The following is a 15,817-nucleotide window of genomic DNA, read 5'->3' on the forward strand; positions in this document are numbered from 1 at the left end:
TTAAGCCTGTTCCAACGAGGTTTCTACACGGTTGGCCGGGATTTTCTTCTCGGCGACCAGGCGAGCGTGCTGCTCGGCTTCGATGCGTTCGATCTCTTCGACCGGCACCATGTAGCCTTGATCATCACGTGCAGCGTGGACAATGAAGTAACCGATGGTGCCCACCAGGCTTGCAATTGCCAGCCACCAGATGTGCCAGATCATCGCGAAACCGAACACGGTCAACAGCGCACCCATCACCACGCCAGTGGCGGTGTTGCTTGGCATGTGGATCGGTTCGTAGTGCTTAGGCTTCTGGTACGCAGTACCGTCTTCCTTGGCTTCGGTGAACGCATCGATGGTGTTCGCAGTAGGGATCACGGCGAAGTTGTAGAACGGTGGTGGCGACGAAGTCGACCATTCCAGGGTGTGGCCATTCCATGGGTCGCCGGAGTCGCAAGCGTTCTGCTTACGGTCACGGATACTCACGTACAGCTGGATCAGCTGGCAGGCGATACCCACAGCGATCATCACCGCACCGAACATGGCGACGTACAGGTACGGCACCCACTCAGGGTTGGTGGTGGCGTTCAGACGACGGGTCATGCCCATGAAGCCCAGTGCATAGAGCGGCATGAACGCGACGAAGAAGCCCGAGATCCAGAACCAGAACGCAGCCTTGCCCCAACCTTCGTGCAGCTTGAAGCCGAACGCTTTCGGGAAGTAGAAGCTGAAACCTGCGATGTAGCCGAATACAGCACCACCGATGATCACGTTGTGGAAGTGAGCGATCACGAACAGGCTGTTGTGCAGTACGAAGTCAGCACCCGGGATGGCCAGCAGTACGCCAGTCATGCCGCCGATGGCGAAGGTCACCATGAAGCCCAAGGTCCACAGGACCTGGCTGGTCATGCGCAGACGACCGTGGTAGATGGTGAACAGCCAGTTGAATAGCTTCACCCCCGTCGGGATGGAAATCAGCATCGTCGCCAGGCCGAAGAAGGCGTTGACGCTGGCCCCCGAACCCATAGTGAAGAAGTGGTGCAGCCAAACCATGAAGCCCAGTACAGAGATCGCGCCCGATGCGTAGACCATCGAGTGGTGACCGAACAGGCGCTTGCCGGTAAAGGTCGAGATCACTTCGGAGAAGATACCGAACGCTGGCAGGATCAGGATGTACACCTCAGGGTGACCCCATGCCCAGAACAGGTTCACGTACATCATTGGATTGCCACCAAGTTCATTGGTGAAAATGTGGAAATCCAGGTAACGGTCAAGCGACAGCAGCGCCATGGTCGCGGCCAGGATCGGGAACGAAGCCACGATCAGGACGTTGGCCCAGGTGCAGGTCCAGGTGAAGATCGGCATGTCCATCAGTTTCATGCCAGGGGCGCGCATTTTCAGGACGGTGGCCAGGAAGTTGACCCCCGTCAGCGTCGTCCCGAGTCCTGATAACTGTAGGGCCCAGATGTAGTAGTCCACACCCACGCCAGGGCTGTATTGCAGGCCCGACAATGGCGGATACGCAACCCAACCGGTCTTGGCGAATTCGCCGACGCCCAGGGACACGTTGATCAGCACCACGCCGGAAACCAGCAGCCAGAAGCTCAGGGAGTTCAGGAACGGGTAGGCAACGTCACGGGCACCGATCTGCAGCGGCACTGCAAGGTTCATCAGGCCGGTGAAGAAAGGCATCGCCATGAAGATGATCATGATCACACCGTGGGCGGTGAAGATCTGGTCATAGTGTTCAGGTGGCAGGTAGCCAGGCGAACCCTCGGTGGCCATTGCCAACTGGGTACGCATCATGATGGCGTCGGCAAAACCACGCAGCAGCATGACCATGGCAACGATGATGTACATCACGCCGATTTTCTTGTGGTCGACCGACGTCAGCCACTCGGTCCACAGGTAGGTCCACTTCTTGAAATAAGTGATTGCCGCAAACAGTGCCAGACCACCCAGCGCGATCATGGCGATGGTAATCATCACAATCGGCTCGTGGAACGGGACCGCATCCCAACTTAATTTACCAAACATCGTTTACTCCTCTGCCCCAGCAGTTGAATGCGAGCCCGTGTCAGAACCTTCAACCGCGGCCACTTCTTTCTTCTCGTGCTTGACCGGCTTGCCTGGCTTCATACCTTCGTACTTGTCGACGATTTTCTGAAACAGGTTCGGCTCATACGTGGAGTACAGGGCGACTGGGTTGTTCTGGCTTGGTTTGGTCAGGGCGTCGTATTCAGCTTGATCAAGCTGTTTAGGTGCGGCCTTGACTTCGGCTACCCAGGCGTTGAAATCTTCCTGGCTCGTCGAGATCGCTTTGAATTTCATGCCGGTGAAGCCAGCGCCGCTGTAGTTCGCGGAGATGCCTTCCATTTCAGCTTTTTCGTTGGCGATCAGGTGCAGGCGGGTCTGCATGCCTGCCATCGCGTAGATCTGACCGCCCAGGGCTGGGATGAAGAACGAGTTCATCACGGCGTCGGAGGTGATCCGGAAGTTGAGCGGAGTGTTCTCCGGGAAGCGGATCTGGTTGACCGTGGCGATACCCAGGTCTGGGTAGATGAACAGCCACTTCCAGTCCAGCGCAACCACTTCGATGTTGATCGGCGCAACGTCGGACTCCAGCGGACGGTACGGGTCCAGCTCATGGGTCGACTTATAGGTGATGTAACCCAGGGCGATGATGATGAGGATCGGAACCAGCCACACCGCGATTTCGATCTTGGTGGAGTGCGACCACTTAGGCGCGTAGGTAGCGCTGGTGTTCGACGCGCGGTATTTCCAGGCGAAGGCGAAGGTCATGATGATCACAGGCACCACGACCAACAGCATCAGCAGCGTGGCGGTGATGATCAGGTTTCGTTGATCCAGACCGATCTGTCCTTTTGGGTCCATCAAGGTCCACTTGCAGCCTCCCAGCATTAACATCATGCCAAGCAGCGGCAAAAAGCCTAGTAATCGGGGGTACCTGTTTTTACTCATCTCACGACCTCTAAAGCAGCTTGCGCAATGCAGTTGGGTTTTGATCGCCAACACTTCACCCTGCCAAGGGTTGGCATTTCTCTTCGATTGAATAAGAGCCTGCCCGGCACGCCATAACGGAGCGTTTCACGGACCTGCGGTGAGTTCTTATTCGATTTCGTGGTTAAAGGCCTTGTTACAGACCAATTCCATTTGGTGCGGATAGTTGAAAGGCTGCCGGAACCTTGGGGTCGCACAGAGCCATCCATCTGCCCCTCGACCGCTCCAGTGCTCAAATATTGAACAGCACCGGACATTCAGTGCGGGCGATTGTAGTTAGCTAGCGATGTATAAACCATGTCTTATAAAGAAATAATTTTTATCGATTCCAGCAATAATCCTTCACCAATATTGCAAAGGTTCGCGATCTTATCGTGTTCGATTCTCAACAAAAACCACAAAAATTGCCGTGTTATAGGGTCAACTGCCACAACCCCTACAGCCCGTAAGGGCATGCAAAACCTATCCAACCCCCCAGAAAACAAGGCATTCGGACATCATCCAAAGGCTTGTACGGCGTGAGGTGCATGGCATCGCCCAAACCACGAAGTGACAGCACATTTTGGGCGTTTTTTGCAAATTTAAGCGCTGGTTTGGCGGGTCAGAAACGTCCTGCGGCGGCGTCCGTGTGACAACATGTCGCACGCTGCGCACGCCTACAGTTGTCCGGCGTCACGCTCTGTTCACAAAAGCCTACAGGCAAAAACGCCCCGGCCTTCCTTAAAGAAGGACCAGGGCGTTTCACTGATCGGCTCAGGCCTTGCGTTGGCGATTGCGATAGATGCCCAGCGGAACCAGGATCACCGTCAGCACAAACGCCACCAGTGCCCATTGCGCCAGGGACAGGCCCAGTACCGGCGGATACGGCGTGCTGCAGAAACCATCGACCTGGAAGCCCAGCGGGAAGACCTTGGCCAGGGGCAGGTCATCAACGATGGGTTGCAGCACGTCGATGCCGCAGCTGACCTGCGGAAAGAATTGGGTGTACACATGATGACCGGCCGCAGCCACCCCGCCGAGGGCGCTGAGCACCACCAGGCCTTCGAAAAAGGTCAGCGCGCCTTTGCGTCGCATGGCGGCGCCGATAAACGCGAAGATCGCAATCAACAGCAAGGCATAGCGTTGCAGGATACACAGCGGGCACGGTGCCTCGCCCAGCACCACCTGCATGTACAGCGCCCCGCCGATGAGTGCCAGGCAGATGATGCCCAGCAACACCAGAAAGCGCCGCTCCCTGCCTAAACGCAATTCGTCAGTCATCCCCGTATCCCTTTGTTTGGTTGTGCCAATGGCCGCAAGTTTACACACAGGGAGTGGTTTAAACAGAGAGGGGTTAACAGGGGATTAATCGGCAGGAATGGAAAATTAAATGTGGGAGGGGGCTTGCTCCCTCCCACTTTTTTGACCGTGTTACTCCAAGGCCGCCGCCGGGCCGAAGAACTCGTAGCGGCTCTGTTTCTCCGGCACGCCCAAGGCCTTGAGGTGGCGCTTGATCGCGGCCATGAAACCTTTAGGGCCCAGGAAGTACGCATCCACATCGCGCTGTTCAGGCAGCCACGCGGCCAGTTGCTCCTGGCTCAGCAGGCCGACTTTATCCGCCGCCGGGCTCACGCCGTCATCCTCGGCATAGCAATAGAAACGCTTGAGCTGCGGATGCTGCGCCGCCAGGCCATCGACCCAATCGCGGAACGCATGCACCCCGCCGTTACGCGCGCAGTGGATAAAGTGCACCGGACGCTGGGTAGCCAGGGCCGCTTCGAGCATCGGCAACGTCGGTGTGATGCCCACGCCACCGCTGATCAACACCAGCGGTTTGTCGCTGGCCGCCAGGGTGAACTCGCCCGACGGCGGGAACAGGTCGATGGTCGCCCCGACATGCAGTTGGTCGTGCAGGTAGCTGGATACCCGCCCACCGGCTTCGCGCTTGACGCTAATGCGGTACAGGCCGGCATCGCTCAAGGCCGACAGCGAATAATTGCGGCGCACTTCCTCCCCCTCCAGCACCAGCTTCATGCCGATGTATTGGCCCGGGGCCGCGGCGAGAATCGGGCCGTTGTCCACTGGGGCGAAGTAGAACGAAATGATCTCATCGCTCTCCTCCACCCGTTTGACCAGCAGGAACGGCCGCGCACCGCGCCAGCCGCCAAGGGCCTGGGCTTTCTCGTCGTAGATCGCCGCCTCGGCGCCAATCAGAATATCCGCCAACTGGCCGTAGGCATTCCCCCAGGCCGTCATGACTTCAGGCGTGGCAATCTCGCTACCCAGCACCTCGGAGATAGCGCGCAGCAGGCAGGCGCCGACGATCGGGTAGTGCTCGGGCAGGATCTGCAAGGCCACATGCTTATTGATAATCTTCGCCACCAGGTCGCCCAGTTGGTCGAGTTGGTCGATATGCCGCGCGTACATCAACACGCCGTTGGCCAGGGCGCGGGGCTGGTCACCGCTGGCCTGGTGGGCCTGGTTGAACAGCGGGCGAACCTCTGGGTACTCGCTGAGCATCATGCGGTAGAAATGGGTGATCAGCGCTTCGCCGCCACTTTCCAGCAGGGGCACGGTGGATTTGACGATGGCACGGTCTTGGGCACTAAGCATGGGAGCCTCCTGGGCTTCTTTACTGATTGCCTTGAGGTAGTCAGTATTCGTGCCAACTTATAAATCGTTATTTTTTCAATGACTTAATTTAAATGTAGTCAGTATGACCTCCTACACTTTATAGTCATAAGGACTACAAGGAGTCATTATGACTGCGCAATCGCTGCTCACCACCCTGCTGCCGCTAGTCGCCGACCTGTCCCGCGACCTGCCCGAGGGCGAACGTTACCGCCGTCTGCTGCAAGCCATGCGCGCCCTGCTGCCGTGCGATGCTGCCGCGTTGTTACGCCTGGACGGGGAATGGCTGGTGCCCCTGGCGGTCGACGGCTTGAGCGCCGACACCCTGGGCCGGCGCTTCAAGGTCAGCGAGCACCCGCGCTTCGCCGTACTGCTGGGCAGCCCCGGCCCGACGCGCTTCGACAGTGACAGCGAATTGCCCGACCCCTACGACGGCCTGGTCGATGGCCTCCACGGGCACCTGCAAGTCCACGACTGCATGGGTTGCCCATTGTTCGTCGACGACCAGCCCTGGGGCCTGCTGACCCTGGACGCCCTCGACACCGAGCGCTTCGAACGGGTTGAACTGGATGCCCTGCAAGCCTTCGCCAGCCTCGCCGCGGCCACCGTCAACGCAGCCGAACGCATCGAGCGCCTGGCCCTGCGCGCCGAGGACGAACACCAACGCGCCGAGATCTATCGCCAGGCCAGCGGCCAGCAGCACAAGGAAATGATCGGCCAGAGCAAGACCCACAAGCGTCTGGTCGAAGAAATCAAACTGGTGGGCGGCAGCGACCTCACCGTGCTGATCACCGGCGAAACCGGGGTGGGCAAAGAGTTGGTGGCCCAGGCCATCCACGCCGCGTCGTCCCGGGCGGATAAACCGTTGATCAGCCTCAACTGCGCCGCCCTGCCGGAAACCCTGGTGGAAAGCGAGTTGTTCGGCCACGTCCGCGGGGCCTTCACCGGCGCGCTGAACGAGCGCCGGGGCAAGTTCGAACTGGCCAATGGCGGCACCTTGTTCCTGGATGAAGTGGGTGAACTGTCGCTGGCCGTGCAGGCCAAGTTGCTGCGGGTGCTGCAAAGCGGCCAGTTGCAGCGCCTGGGCTCGGACAAGGAGCACCACGTGGACGTGCGCCTGATCGCCGCCACCAACCGCGACCTCGCCGACGAAGTGCGCAACGGCCGCTACCGCGCCGACTTCTACCACCGCCTGAGCGTGTACCCACTGCAAGTGCCGGCCTTGCGCGAGCGCGGGCGTGATGTATTGCTGCTGGCGGGCTACTTCCTCGAACAGAACCGCTCACGCATGGGGCTGGGCAGTCTGCGCCTGAGCAGCGACGCCCAGGCGGCGCTGCTGGCCTATAACTGGCCGGGCAATGTGCGCGAGCTGGAGCATTTGATCGGACGCAGCGCGTTGAAAGCCCTGGGTAACAGTCGCGAACGGCCGAGGATTCTGAGCTTGAGCGCCCTGGATCTGGACTTGCCCGATGTCAGCGCGCCGATGATCGAAGCACCGGCAGAAACAGCCTTGGCCGTTACCGGCGATCTGCGCCAGGCCACAGAGGCCTACCAGCGCCAAGTGATCAACGCCTGCCTGGAGCGCCACCAGCACAACTGGGCCAGCGCCGCCCGCGAACTGGGCCTGGACCGCGCCAACCTCGGTCGTATGGCCAAGCGCCTCGGACTGAAATAGCAAGGACAACTCGGCCAACTGTATGAAATGCAGGAAATGTGGGAGGGGGCTGGCCCCCTCCCACACTAGACCTGCTTTGCCTGAAGGATCGGATTCACCGGCTGAGCCACCTTGGGCTTACGAAACACCAACACATTCCCCAGCATCACCAGCACCAACCCCGCCAGCGCCGGTGCGGTCCACTGGTAACCTTCGGCAAACGCCGACACATTCAGCGCGACCACCGGGAACAGCACCGTGCAATACGCCGCACGCTCCGGCCCCATGCGCCCTACCAACGTCAGGTAAGCGGTAAACCCAATCACCGACCCCGGAATCACCAGGTACCACAGCGCACCGAGGTAACGTGCGCTCCAGTCCATCTCAAACGCAATGCCGCGCACCAGACAGTAGGTCGCCAGCATCAAGGCTCCGTACAACATGCCCCAGGCATTGGTGGTCAGCGGCCTCAGGCCGGCCTTCTGTTGCAGGCTCGACAGCATATTGCCCGCCGAGAAACACATCGTCCCCAGCAGCGCCAAGCCCAGGCCCAGCAACGTCTGCGGGCTGGCGGTGTGCCCCACGAGCTCTGGCCAGAACAACAGGCCCAACCCCGCCAGGCCGAGACCGCCGCCCATCAACACATTGCGCGCCACCCGCTGGCCGAAAAATACCCGGGCGTTCAGCGCATTCCATAGCGTGGCCGTGGAAAACACCACCGCCACCAGGCCGCTGGGGATCCACTGGCTGGCAGTCAGGAAGCACATGAAGTTGACGCAGAACAGGCACAACCCCTGGGCCAGGCAGATCAGATGCCCGCGCCGGTTCATCACCTGCAACTTGCGGCTGAGCAGCAACAGCGCAAACAACACCAGCGCCGCCAAGCCGAAGCGATAGACGATGGACACGGGAATCGCCACCACGCCCAGTTGCCATTTGAGGGCGATCCAGGTGGTGCCCCAGATCAGCACGGTGAGTAAATACAGGGAAAGGTTCATAACGGGCTCCATCGGTTGAGCCACAGTGTCGCCCTCAACCGGCGCCACGTTCTTGCACATTCTTGCGCTTTTGTCGGGTGATGGGCTCACAGCGCCAGCCGTGCGGAGTAGGATGCAAGGCGTCGGAGAACACACGCCATGTCAGATCTGGAATCCCTGCAAGTCTTTCAAGCCCTTAACCGCTCGCCCAACGCACGCCTTGAGGCCTGCGCCGAGCTCGGTGACGGCTTGTCGGCGGCCTTGTGGAGCAACCATCACGATTCCCAGGATTACCAGGCGCCCAGCCATCACACCTTGTCCTGCTACGTCGGCGGCGGCACCGGCACGTTCCGGCGTGACCAGCCGGGCACCAAGGGCGGGCCCGACAAGCTGTGCATCCTGCCCGCCGAACACCAGTCCGCCTGGGTGATCAACGGTGAAGTCCGCCTGGCCCATGTGTATTTCAGCCCGGAACAATTTGCCTTGGGCTGCGTCACCCTGCTCGACCGTGAGCCACGCACGCTGGAACTGCGGGAAAGCACCTTCCTGGAAGACGGACGCCTTGCACAACGCTTCCACCAGTTGATCGCCCTCAACTGGCACGAGCCCGGCGAGCGTTTGCTGACCAGCAGCCTGGCCCATGAAATGCTCAGCCACACCTTGCTCAGCCAAGTGGGCGCCCGCGAGGGTTTGCGTTTGAAAGGCGGGCTGGCGGCGTACCAGCGACGGCTGTTGGTGGACTACATCGACCAACACCTGGAAGAGCCGATCAGCCTCGGGCAATTGGCCGGCCTGTGCGCGCTGTCGGAATACCACTTCGCACGGATGTTCCGCCAGAGCTTCGGCCTGCCGCCCCATCAATACCTGTTGGCGCGCCGGCTCACACGGGCGCAACACCTATTGCGCAGCGGTGCCCTGCCCCTGGGCGAAATTGCCTTACTGTGCGGTTTCTCCAGCGCCAGCCACTTCACCCATCGCTTCCGCCAGGCCATGGGCGCCACGCCGGGCGACTACCGCCAAGCGTTCATCTAGACCATCAAGCCCAGCGTCTTGGCCTTGGCCACCGCCTGGGTACGCCGCTCCACACCCAGCTTGCTGTGGATGCGCCGCGCGTGAGTCTTGACGGTGTGCAGCGAAATAAACAGCCGGTCGGCGATTTCCAGGTTGGAGCTGCCCAGTGCGATCAACTGCAGCACTTCCAACTCGCGCTGACTCAAGGGGTTTTCCACCACACCCGAGGGGCATGCCTGAGGTTCCAGGCCCAGCTCGCTGAGCAACCCCGGCGAGCGCAAGCGCAGCTCGCGAATCGCTTGTTGCACCTGGCAACGCCCGGCCAGTTCCAGCCCGCTTTGCAGTGAACGGCGCGCCAGGGCGGCGTCGCCCAGTTGCCAGGCGACTTCGCCCAGCACCAGGTGCAGTTCGGTTTCCAGGCAGAGCATGCCGCGCTGGTGGGTGGTTTCCAGCAAGGCACTGAGGCGCTCCAAGGGTTGCTCGGCGCAGCCCAGTTTCACCTGGGCCAGCACCAGCAGGTATTCCAGGCGCGGAATCAGTTCCAGGGTGGCTGGCGGCGCTTGTTTGGCCTGGGGTCCACGGAAATGGCGCAGCACGCGACGCACCGCTTCCACGGTCAATTCGGCGCGGCCCTGCTGCAACCAGAAATGCCCGCTGACCAACAGCAGCACCGCGCGGTACACGGTATCTGGCACCTGGCGTTGCTGCATCAGCCGCTCGGCCTCGCGCAACTGGATAAACGCCTGGGCGTAATCGCCCCGGTTGGCGGCCAGCAACGCCAGGCCGAGAAACCCGTACAGCACGCGTTTATCCTGGCTGTGCAGGCACATCTTCAAACCAGTCTCGAAACACTCGGCGGCCAGGCTGTCTTGGCCCTGGCGCAAGGCCAGGTGCCCGCGTCGCAAGGCAATGCGCCCCACCAGTGGCCCGGCCTTGAGCCGCTGCTGGAGCAACATCGCCTGCACCGTTTCCAGCAGGCTTTGCGCCCGATACGGGGCACCGCGCTGTTCCAGCAATTGCGCGTGATCGAGCTCCAGCAACGCCTCCAGCAGCAACGAACCATGGGCGCGTGCCAGGCACAGCGCGTCACGGCTCAAGCCTTGGGCCACATCCAGCTCACCGCGCAGCAGGGCTTGTTGGGTCAGGCCCGACAAGCACATCAGCCGCGACGTCCAGGCGCTGTCGGGCAAGGCTTGCAATGCCTCAAGAAAATGCAGACGGGCGCCCTCGGCATCGCCACTCAGGTGCAGCAACCAACCCCACTGGGCCTGCCAGCGCGCCAGTAAATAACGCTGCTGCGCTGCCGTGGGTTGCGGGGCAAACCGCGCCAACTGGTCGATGCACGCGGCGGCCTGTTCGAAGCGCCCGGCGAACAACAACGCGGCCGTCACCAGCCCCACCAGTTGCGCCGAACCGAGCATCAATTCATCGCCATGCTGCTCATGCAGGCGCAACAGCAAGACAGCATTCTGCTGGCGGAACAGGTCCTCGAAGCTGAAGTGCTGCAACAGGCTGACCGCCATTTCATATTCTTCGGCGAGCAGCGCCTGTTCGAAGGCGGCTTGCCAGTCCTGTTCGGCGCAAAACCATTGGCACGCGCGTCGATGCCAGGAGCGTTTGGCTGGCCAGGGTTCGTCGTGCATCAGTTGCGCCAGCGGTGGGAAAACCTGCAGCCAGTCGGTGTCTTCCCACGGCTGGATAAATGCGCCGAGCGCCTGCAAGTCCCGCAGGTACTGGCCACCGTCGCCCGCGCCGAAGAGGTGTTCGCACAGGCCGGTATTGAAGCGCGGCAGATGGGCCAGCACACGCCACGCCTCGGCCAGCTCCGGCGGCAGCGTGCTGAACAGTTCATGTTGCAGGTAGTCGAGCAATGTCTTGTCGGGATGACCATCGCCCAGCAAGGCGATGCGCACACCCGCGCACCAACCGGCGCTGAACTGCAGCACGCTGTCGACGGACTGAGCCGGCGCATGGCTGAGTAACGCCTGGATTTCCATCGAGCTAAAGGCCAATTCGGCGCCACACTCCAGCAATTCATCGTCGAGCAGCAGCCGCGGCCAGTTGCACGCCGGACGCCGTCGAGCGCCCAGCCACCACGTCAGGGCCGGGCTGCTGACGGTGAGCAGACGGTCGAGCAAGGCATCGGTGCCGGGGTTGGGCAAGCGGCAAAAATCATCGAGGAACAGCCACGCCGGCGCCTGCCAACGGCTGAGCTCCAGCAGCAATGTGGGTTCGTCGGTAAACGTCAGGCCCAGGTTTTGCGCCAGGCGCTGGCAGAGATCGAGGGGGCTGAGAGCGGCGCCATTGAGCGGTAGCCAATACACCTGGCAACCCGCAGACGCCTGCAACGCGCATTCGGCGAGCAACGCACTCTTGCCGCTGCCGCCGGGGGCGCACAACAACTTGACGCGCACCGGCGCCGCCAGCAACGGCGCGGCCAGGCGCGGGCGCAGCAAGTGATGGGCGGACAGCCTTGGCATGAATCCAGGACGGTCCAGGCAGCGTGTCATGGCAGTCATTGCTGCATCCTGCGTTTTTATTGTTATGCAACCTGATGCGTACCCTAGTCCTGTGGCGGGGGGTTGTTGAAGAAGTATTCAGCAGGGTGATTGAAGGCCATGCACAGAAGTGGGAGGGGGCTTGCCCCCGATGGCGGTGTATCAGTCAACCAATCCAGTAACTGATACTCCCTCATCGGGGCATAGCTATCTACACAACTCTTAAAGGCTGACACATCACTCTGTGGTGAGCGGGCTTGCCCCGCGCTGGGCTGCGCAGCAGCCCCAATAAGGTCACCGCAGAGTGCCAGAATCAGTCGAGGTGAACGTTTTAGGGGCCGCTTCGCAGCCCAGCGCGGGGCAAGCCCGCTCACCACAGAAGCCTGATTGCCATAGATTCCGTATTCACTGGAAGTTGTGTAGATACCCATGCTCATCGGGGGCAAGCCCCCTCTCACATGTTGACTGCGCTTCGATCCAAGATCAGCGTACGCCGTCCGCCCTCAACGCTGCCGGGGTGTAGTCCGCTGCCTTGGCGGCGAAGCCGAACACGAAGCTGCTCTTCTCTTCGTTCTTCATACCCAGCGCAAGATAGCGCCCGGCGATCAGGTCGTAGAGGGTTTCGACGGTATAGGCCGGCACCTGGTGGTCATAGTAGAACTGCGCATGGCCTTCGGCGACGCGCCACAGTTGGCCGCGACCGTCGTAGTGATCCACCAGCGCGACTTGCCAGCTGTCTTCGTCGATGTACATGTGGCGCTTGGCGTAGATGTGCCGTTCACTCGGCTTGACCGTGCCGACCACTTCCCACACGCGGTGCAGTTCGTAGCGGGTCAGGTCCTGGTTGATGTGGCCGGCCTTGATGATGTCGTCGTACTTGAGGCTCGGCGAGTCGAGCTTGTAGCTGTTGTAGGGGATGTACATCTCTTTCTTGCCCACCAGCTTCCAGTCGTAGCGGTCGGGAGCGCCGGAGAACATGTCGAAGTTGTCGGTGGTGCGCAGGCCGTCGGACGCAGTGCCCGGTCCGTCATAGGACACTTGCGGCGCACGGCGCACGCGACGCTGGCCGGCGTTGTAGATCCACGCCAGGCGAGGCTCCTTCACCTGATCGAGGGTTTCGTGCACCAGCAGCACGTTGCCGGCCAGGCGCGCCGGGGCGGTGACCGATTGCTTGAAATAGCTCAGCACGTTGGCCGCCTTGGCCGCGTCGATATCCGGGATCGCTTGGGGCACCGCCACTTCTTCTTCGAAGCGGATCGACGTGTAGCTGCCGTTGGTCTGCGGGGTGGCCTGGGTGATGATGCGGCGCAGGTTGCCGCCGTGATAACGGGTGATGTGGTTCCACAGCACTTCCACGCCATTCTTCGGAATCGGGAACGCGTAGTAGCGGTTGCCGGTGAAGTTTTCCAGGCCGTTGCCGTCGTTGATCGCCTTGACGTTGAGCGCGCTGCGCTTGATCGATTCGTAAATGTCCGCTGGCAGGTTGACCGTACGATGGGTTGGGTACACCGGGATCTTGTACGTCTCGGGGTAGCGCTTGAACATCGCCACTTGGCCGTCGGAGAGTTTGTCTTTGTACTTGTCGACGGTGGCGGCGGTGATCACAAACAGCGGTTTTTCACTGGCGAACGGGTCGGCCAGAAAGCCTTTGCTGTCCACCGCGCCGGCGTTTTTCGGGATGCCGCCGGTCCAGGCCGGGATCGAGCCGTCGGCATTGCCAGCTTTTTCGGCGCCGACTGGCGTGAGGGTGGTGCCCAGCTTGGCCGCTTCTTCCGGCGATACGGCTGCCATCACGTGGGCGGCCAACAAACTCAGGGCCAACACTGCAATTGTCTTACGCATAGGTTCTTGTCCTTCTTTAAGCCAAATCAGAAGTTCACGCCGAAGCTGAGGGCGAGGAAGTCGCGGTCGGTCAGGGTGTTGTAGTCGCCACCAAAGAAGTCGGTGTAGCTGAGGCTGGCGGTGTAGGTGCTGCGGTAGTCCGCATCCACGCCGACGCTGATGGCCTTGGCGCCTTTGTTGAAGATCCCGTTGGGGCCGTAGCCGGCGACGTCATGGGACCAGGACAGGTTGGGCTTGAGGTTCACCCCGAAGATGGCGTTGTTGTAGTCGAGGATCGCCCGCGCGCGGTAGCCCCAGGAGGTGGAGGTGACAAAACCGTCGGTGTCACCCTGGAAACCGTAGGCGCCGTAGACCGAATCACGGCCGTAACGCAGTTTGGATTTGTCCTCCAGGCCCGCCACGTGCACGACGGCCGCCTCGCCCACCAGGGTCAGGCGTTCGGCGCCGAGGACCTGGTCGAAGAACTGGGTCATGGTGCTTTGGATCTGAGTGATTTCCTTGCGGCGGTAGCCCTTGTTGTCGTCACCGAAGTTGCTGCGGATGGGTGAAGCGAGTTGGCCGGCGATCGGATTGATCAAAGCCAATGTCAAGTCGGTGGTGTTCAACTGCACCGGGGCATTGGGCCGGTAGCTGATTTCCCCGGTCCACGCGGTGCCGGTGGGCAAGGTGGTGGAGAAGCTCGCGCCGAACAGGCGGATGTCTTCCGGGTAGTCGAGATAGTACTGGCCACGGCCGAGCATGGTGCTCTGGGCCAGGGCCTGCCCGAAACCTCCCGCGGCGGCGGCGATGCCACCGATGGTTTGCGCCGTGGTGTTGTTGGTGATGGTGCCCACGGTGGGTGTGCGGCTGTGGTAATTCATGAAGTACAAACCGTACTCGGTGTCGTCACCCAGCCAACGCAAAGCCGCCCCAAACTGACCGGAATCCCGAGCATCACGGTCGCCGGCACGCTGTACCACCACACCCTCGCGAGTCACCACAAAACCCTGGCCGCGGTCCGCTGCAATCGACTGCAGCGGCGCGATCCCAGGGCTGGCTACGGTGTAGTTACCGGTGCAACCATCTGCCGCCACATCCCCACCAAAGAACGTGCCGCAGTTGTCCAGCACGGTTTGGTCCCATTCCAACTGATAGAACCCTTCCACAGTCAGTTGGTTGGTCAGGCTCTGGGACGCAAACAGCATGTTCACCGGGATCAGGCCTTCCTTGATCTCGGCACCGGGCCGGCGGAACGCCGACACGTCAATCGGGTTGATGCTGTTGATGGAGTTGCCGATGAAGGTACTTTCGCCCCAACTGACCACCTGCTTGCCTGCGCGCACGGTGCCCGGCAGGTCGCCCAGTGAGTAGTTGTGGTAGACGAAGGCATCGAGGATCTGCGCGCCGCTGGACTTGGCGCCTTCCTTGCGGTTGTGGTCGCTGATCTGCTTGAACTCGCGGTCTTCGTCCTTGAGTTCGAAGTCGTACCAATACTTGCCACGCACGAACACACCGGTGTTGCCGTACTTGAGTTCCAGGTCGTGCAGGCCCTTGAAGATTTTCGAAAAGGTCTCGCCCTTCTTGAAGTTGAGTCGCCCGTCATCCCCCGTGGAAGCCTGGCCTGTGCCGCCATTGACGGTACCGACCAGGCTCTTGTCGGCATCGCGCATGCCCCAACTCGACCCCACCGACAACGACGAATCGAATTGCCCTTCGATTTCGCCAATATTGAACGAAACAGCCTGAGCCTGGGCACAGCAACCCAAGGCAACCGCAGCGGCCAGCGCCTGTGGCGTGAAGATGGCGCGCATTGTTGTTTTTGTCATGCGTCTTCCCCGGTGAGTGACAGAAGGCCCCACCCTACTGCCGCGCATCAGGAGCGATAAGCGCACCAAGGAGGGATTCGCGTTGTCGCTCGAAAGGATTACCGGGCGCTCTGGCCTGGGTCTGGGCGGGGGCATGGACCGGGTGGATGGCGGGTTATCAGGGACATGGATGGCGAGCTTGGAAACTGTTGCAGTTTTGACAACAGTGCATGTCGTGAAACGCTATTACTCATGCTGTTACAAACGACTATTCTTGCTGGGCTTTCAGGGCAAACGGCCCGCTTCCACAACCGGGAGAAAAGCCAGATTCAAATGGATTGATGCCTTTTATCAATCTGTTATCGGTGTTCACTGACGTTGATTTGTCGCTCCTTGATCCAACGTCTGACTTCGGCCGCTGCGTTTGCAGCGGCCTTT

Annotated in this window: 10 protein-coding genes and 1 pseudogene; 3 read left to right on the forward strand and 8 right to left on the reverse strand. The window is 60.9% G+C overall.

Features of this window, described 5'->3' with window-relative positions; translation table 11 throughout:
• Together cyoB and cyoA are read right to left on the reverse strand one after the other, a co-directional pair.
• Positions 1-2,019 (reverse strand): cytochrome o ubiquinol oxidase subunit I, encoded by a 2,019-nt coding sequence (cyoB, locus tag PspS35_RS24830; protein WP_159937183.1) that lies wholly within the window; start codon positions 2,017-2,019, stop codon positions 1-3.
• Positions 2,020-2,022: 3 nt separating this feature from the next.
• The gene (gene cyoA / locus PspS35_RS24835) at positions 2,023-2,964 is read right to left on the reverse strand and encodes a ubiquinol oxidase subunit II (protein ID WP_159937184.1); all 942 of its coding nucleotides are present in this window, start codon (positions 2,962-2,964) and stop codon (positions 2,023-2,025) included.
• 27 nt (positions 2,965-2,991) lie between these two features.
• On the opposite strand from cyoA, the pseudogene PspS35_RS30615 reads away from it, so the two are divergent.
• Positions 2,992-3,283: pseudogene (locus PspS35_RS30615) on the forward strand (hypothetical protein).
• A gap of 473 nt (positions 3,284-3,756) precedes the next feature.
• Here PspS35_RS30615 and PspS35_RS24840 read toward each other — a convergent pair.
• Both PspS35_RS24840 and hmpA read right to left on the reverse strand, forming a co-directional pair.
• Complete coding sequence (locus PspS35_RS24840; protein WP_159937185.1) at positions 3,757-4,263, reverse strand: disulfide bond formation protein B; 507 nt, start codon at positions 4,261-4,263, stop codon at positions 3,757-3,759.
• Positions 4,264-4,413: 150 nt separating this feature from the next.
• Positions 4,414-5,595 (reverse strand): NO-inducible flavohemoprotein, encoded by a 1,182-nt coding sequence (hmpA, locus tag PspS35_RS24845; RefSeq protein WP_159937186.1) that lies wholly within the window; start codon positions 5,593-5,595, stop codon positions 4,414-4,416.
• Positions 5,596-5,743: 148 nt separating this feature from the next.
• Between hmpA and norR the strand changes: the two genes are divergently transcribed.
• Positions 5,744-7,288, forward strand: coding sequence for a nitric oxide reductase transcriptional regulator NorR (norR, locus tag PspS35_RS24850; protein WP_159937187.1), 1,545 nt, complete (start codon positions 5,744-5,746; stop codon positions 7,286-7,288).
• 65 nt (positions 7,289-7,353) lie between these two features.
• Here norR and PspS35_RS24855 read toward each other — a convergent pair whose 3' ends face one another.
• On the reverse strand, positions 7,354-8,265 hold the full coding sequence (locus PspS35_RS24855; RefSeq protein WP_159937188.1) for a DMT family transporter: 912 nt from the start codon (positions 8,263-8,265) through the stop codon (positions 7,354-7,356).
• Between the two features lie 138 nt (positions 8,266-8,403).
• Between PspS35_RS24855 and PspS35_RS24860 the strand changes: the two genes are divergently transcribed.
• Positions 8,404-9,276 carry an AraC family transcriptional regulator gene (locus PspS35_RS24860; protein WP_159937189.1) on the forward strand — a complete coding sequence of 291 codons (873 nt, stop codon included), beginning with the start codon at positions 8,404-8,406 and terminating at the stop codon, positions 9,274-9,276.
• Here the strand turns inward: PspS35_RS24860 and PspS35_RS24865 are convergent.
• The 3 genes from PspS35_RS24865 to PspS35_RS24875 all read right to left on the reverse strand — a co-directional run bounded on the left by PspS35_RS24865 (position 9,273) and on the right by PspS35_RS24875 (position 15,400).
• Positions 9,273-11,774, reverse strand: coding sequence for a LuxR C-terminal-related transcriptional regulator (locus tag PspS35_RS24865; RefSeq protein ID WP_159937190.1), 2,502 nt, complete (start codon positions 11,772-11,774; stop codon positions 9,273-9,275). The genes PspS35_RS24860 and PspS35_RS24865 overlap by 4 nt on opposite strands.
• 462 nt (positions 11,775-12,236) lie before the next feature.
• On the reverse strand, positions 12,237-13,595 hold the full coding sequence (locus tag PspS35_RS24870; protein ID WP_159937191.1) for a DUF1329 domain-containing protein: 1,359 nt from the start codon (positions 13,593-13,595) through the stop codon (positions 12,237-12,239).
• A gap of 26 nt (positions 13,596-13,621) precedes the next feature.
• Positions 13,622-15,400, reverse strand: a complete 1,779-nt coding sequence (locus PspS35_RS24875) for a DUF1302 domain-containing protein (RefSeq protein WP_159937192.1) — start codon at positions 15,398-15,400, stop codon at positions 13,622-13,624.
• Positions 15,401-15,817 lie beyond the last annotated feature (417 nt).

This window comes from Pseudomonas sp. S35 (assembly GCF_009866765.1).
Classification (GTDB): domain Bacteria; phylum Pseudomonadota; class Gammaproteobacteria; order Pseudomonadales; family Pseudomonadaceae; genus Aquipseudomonas.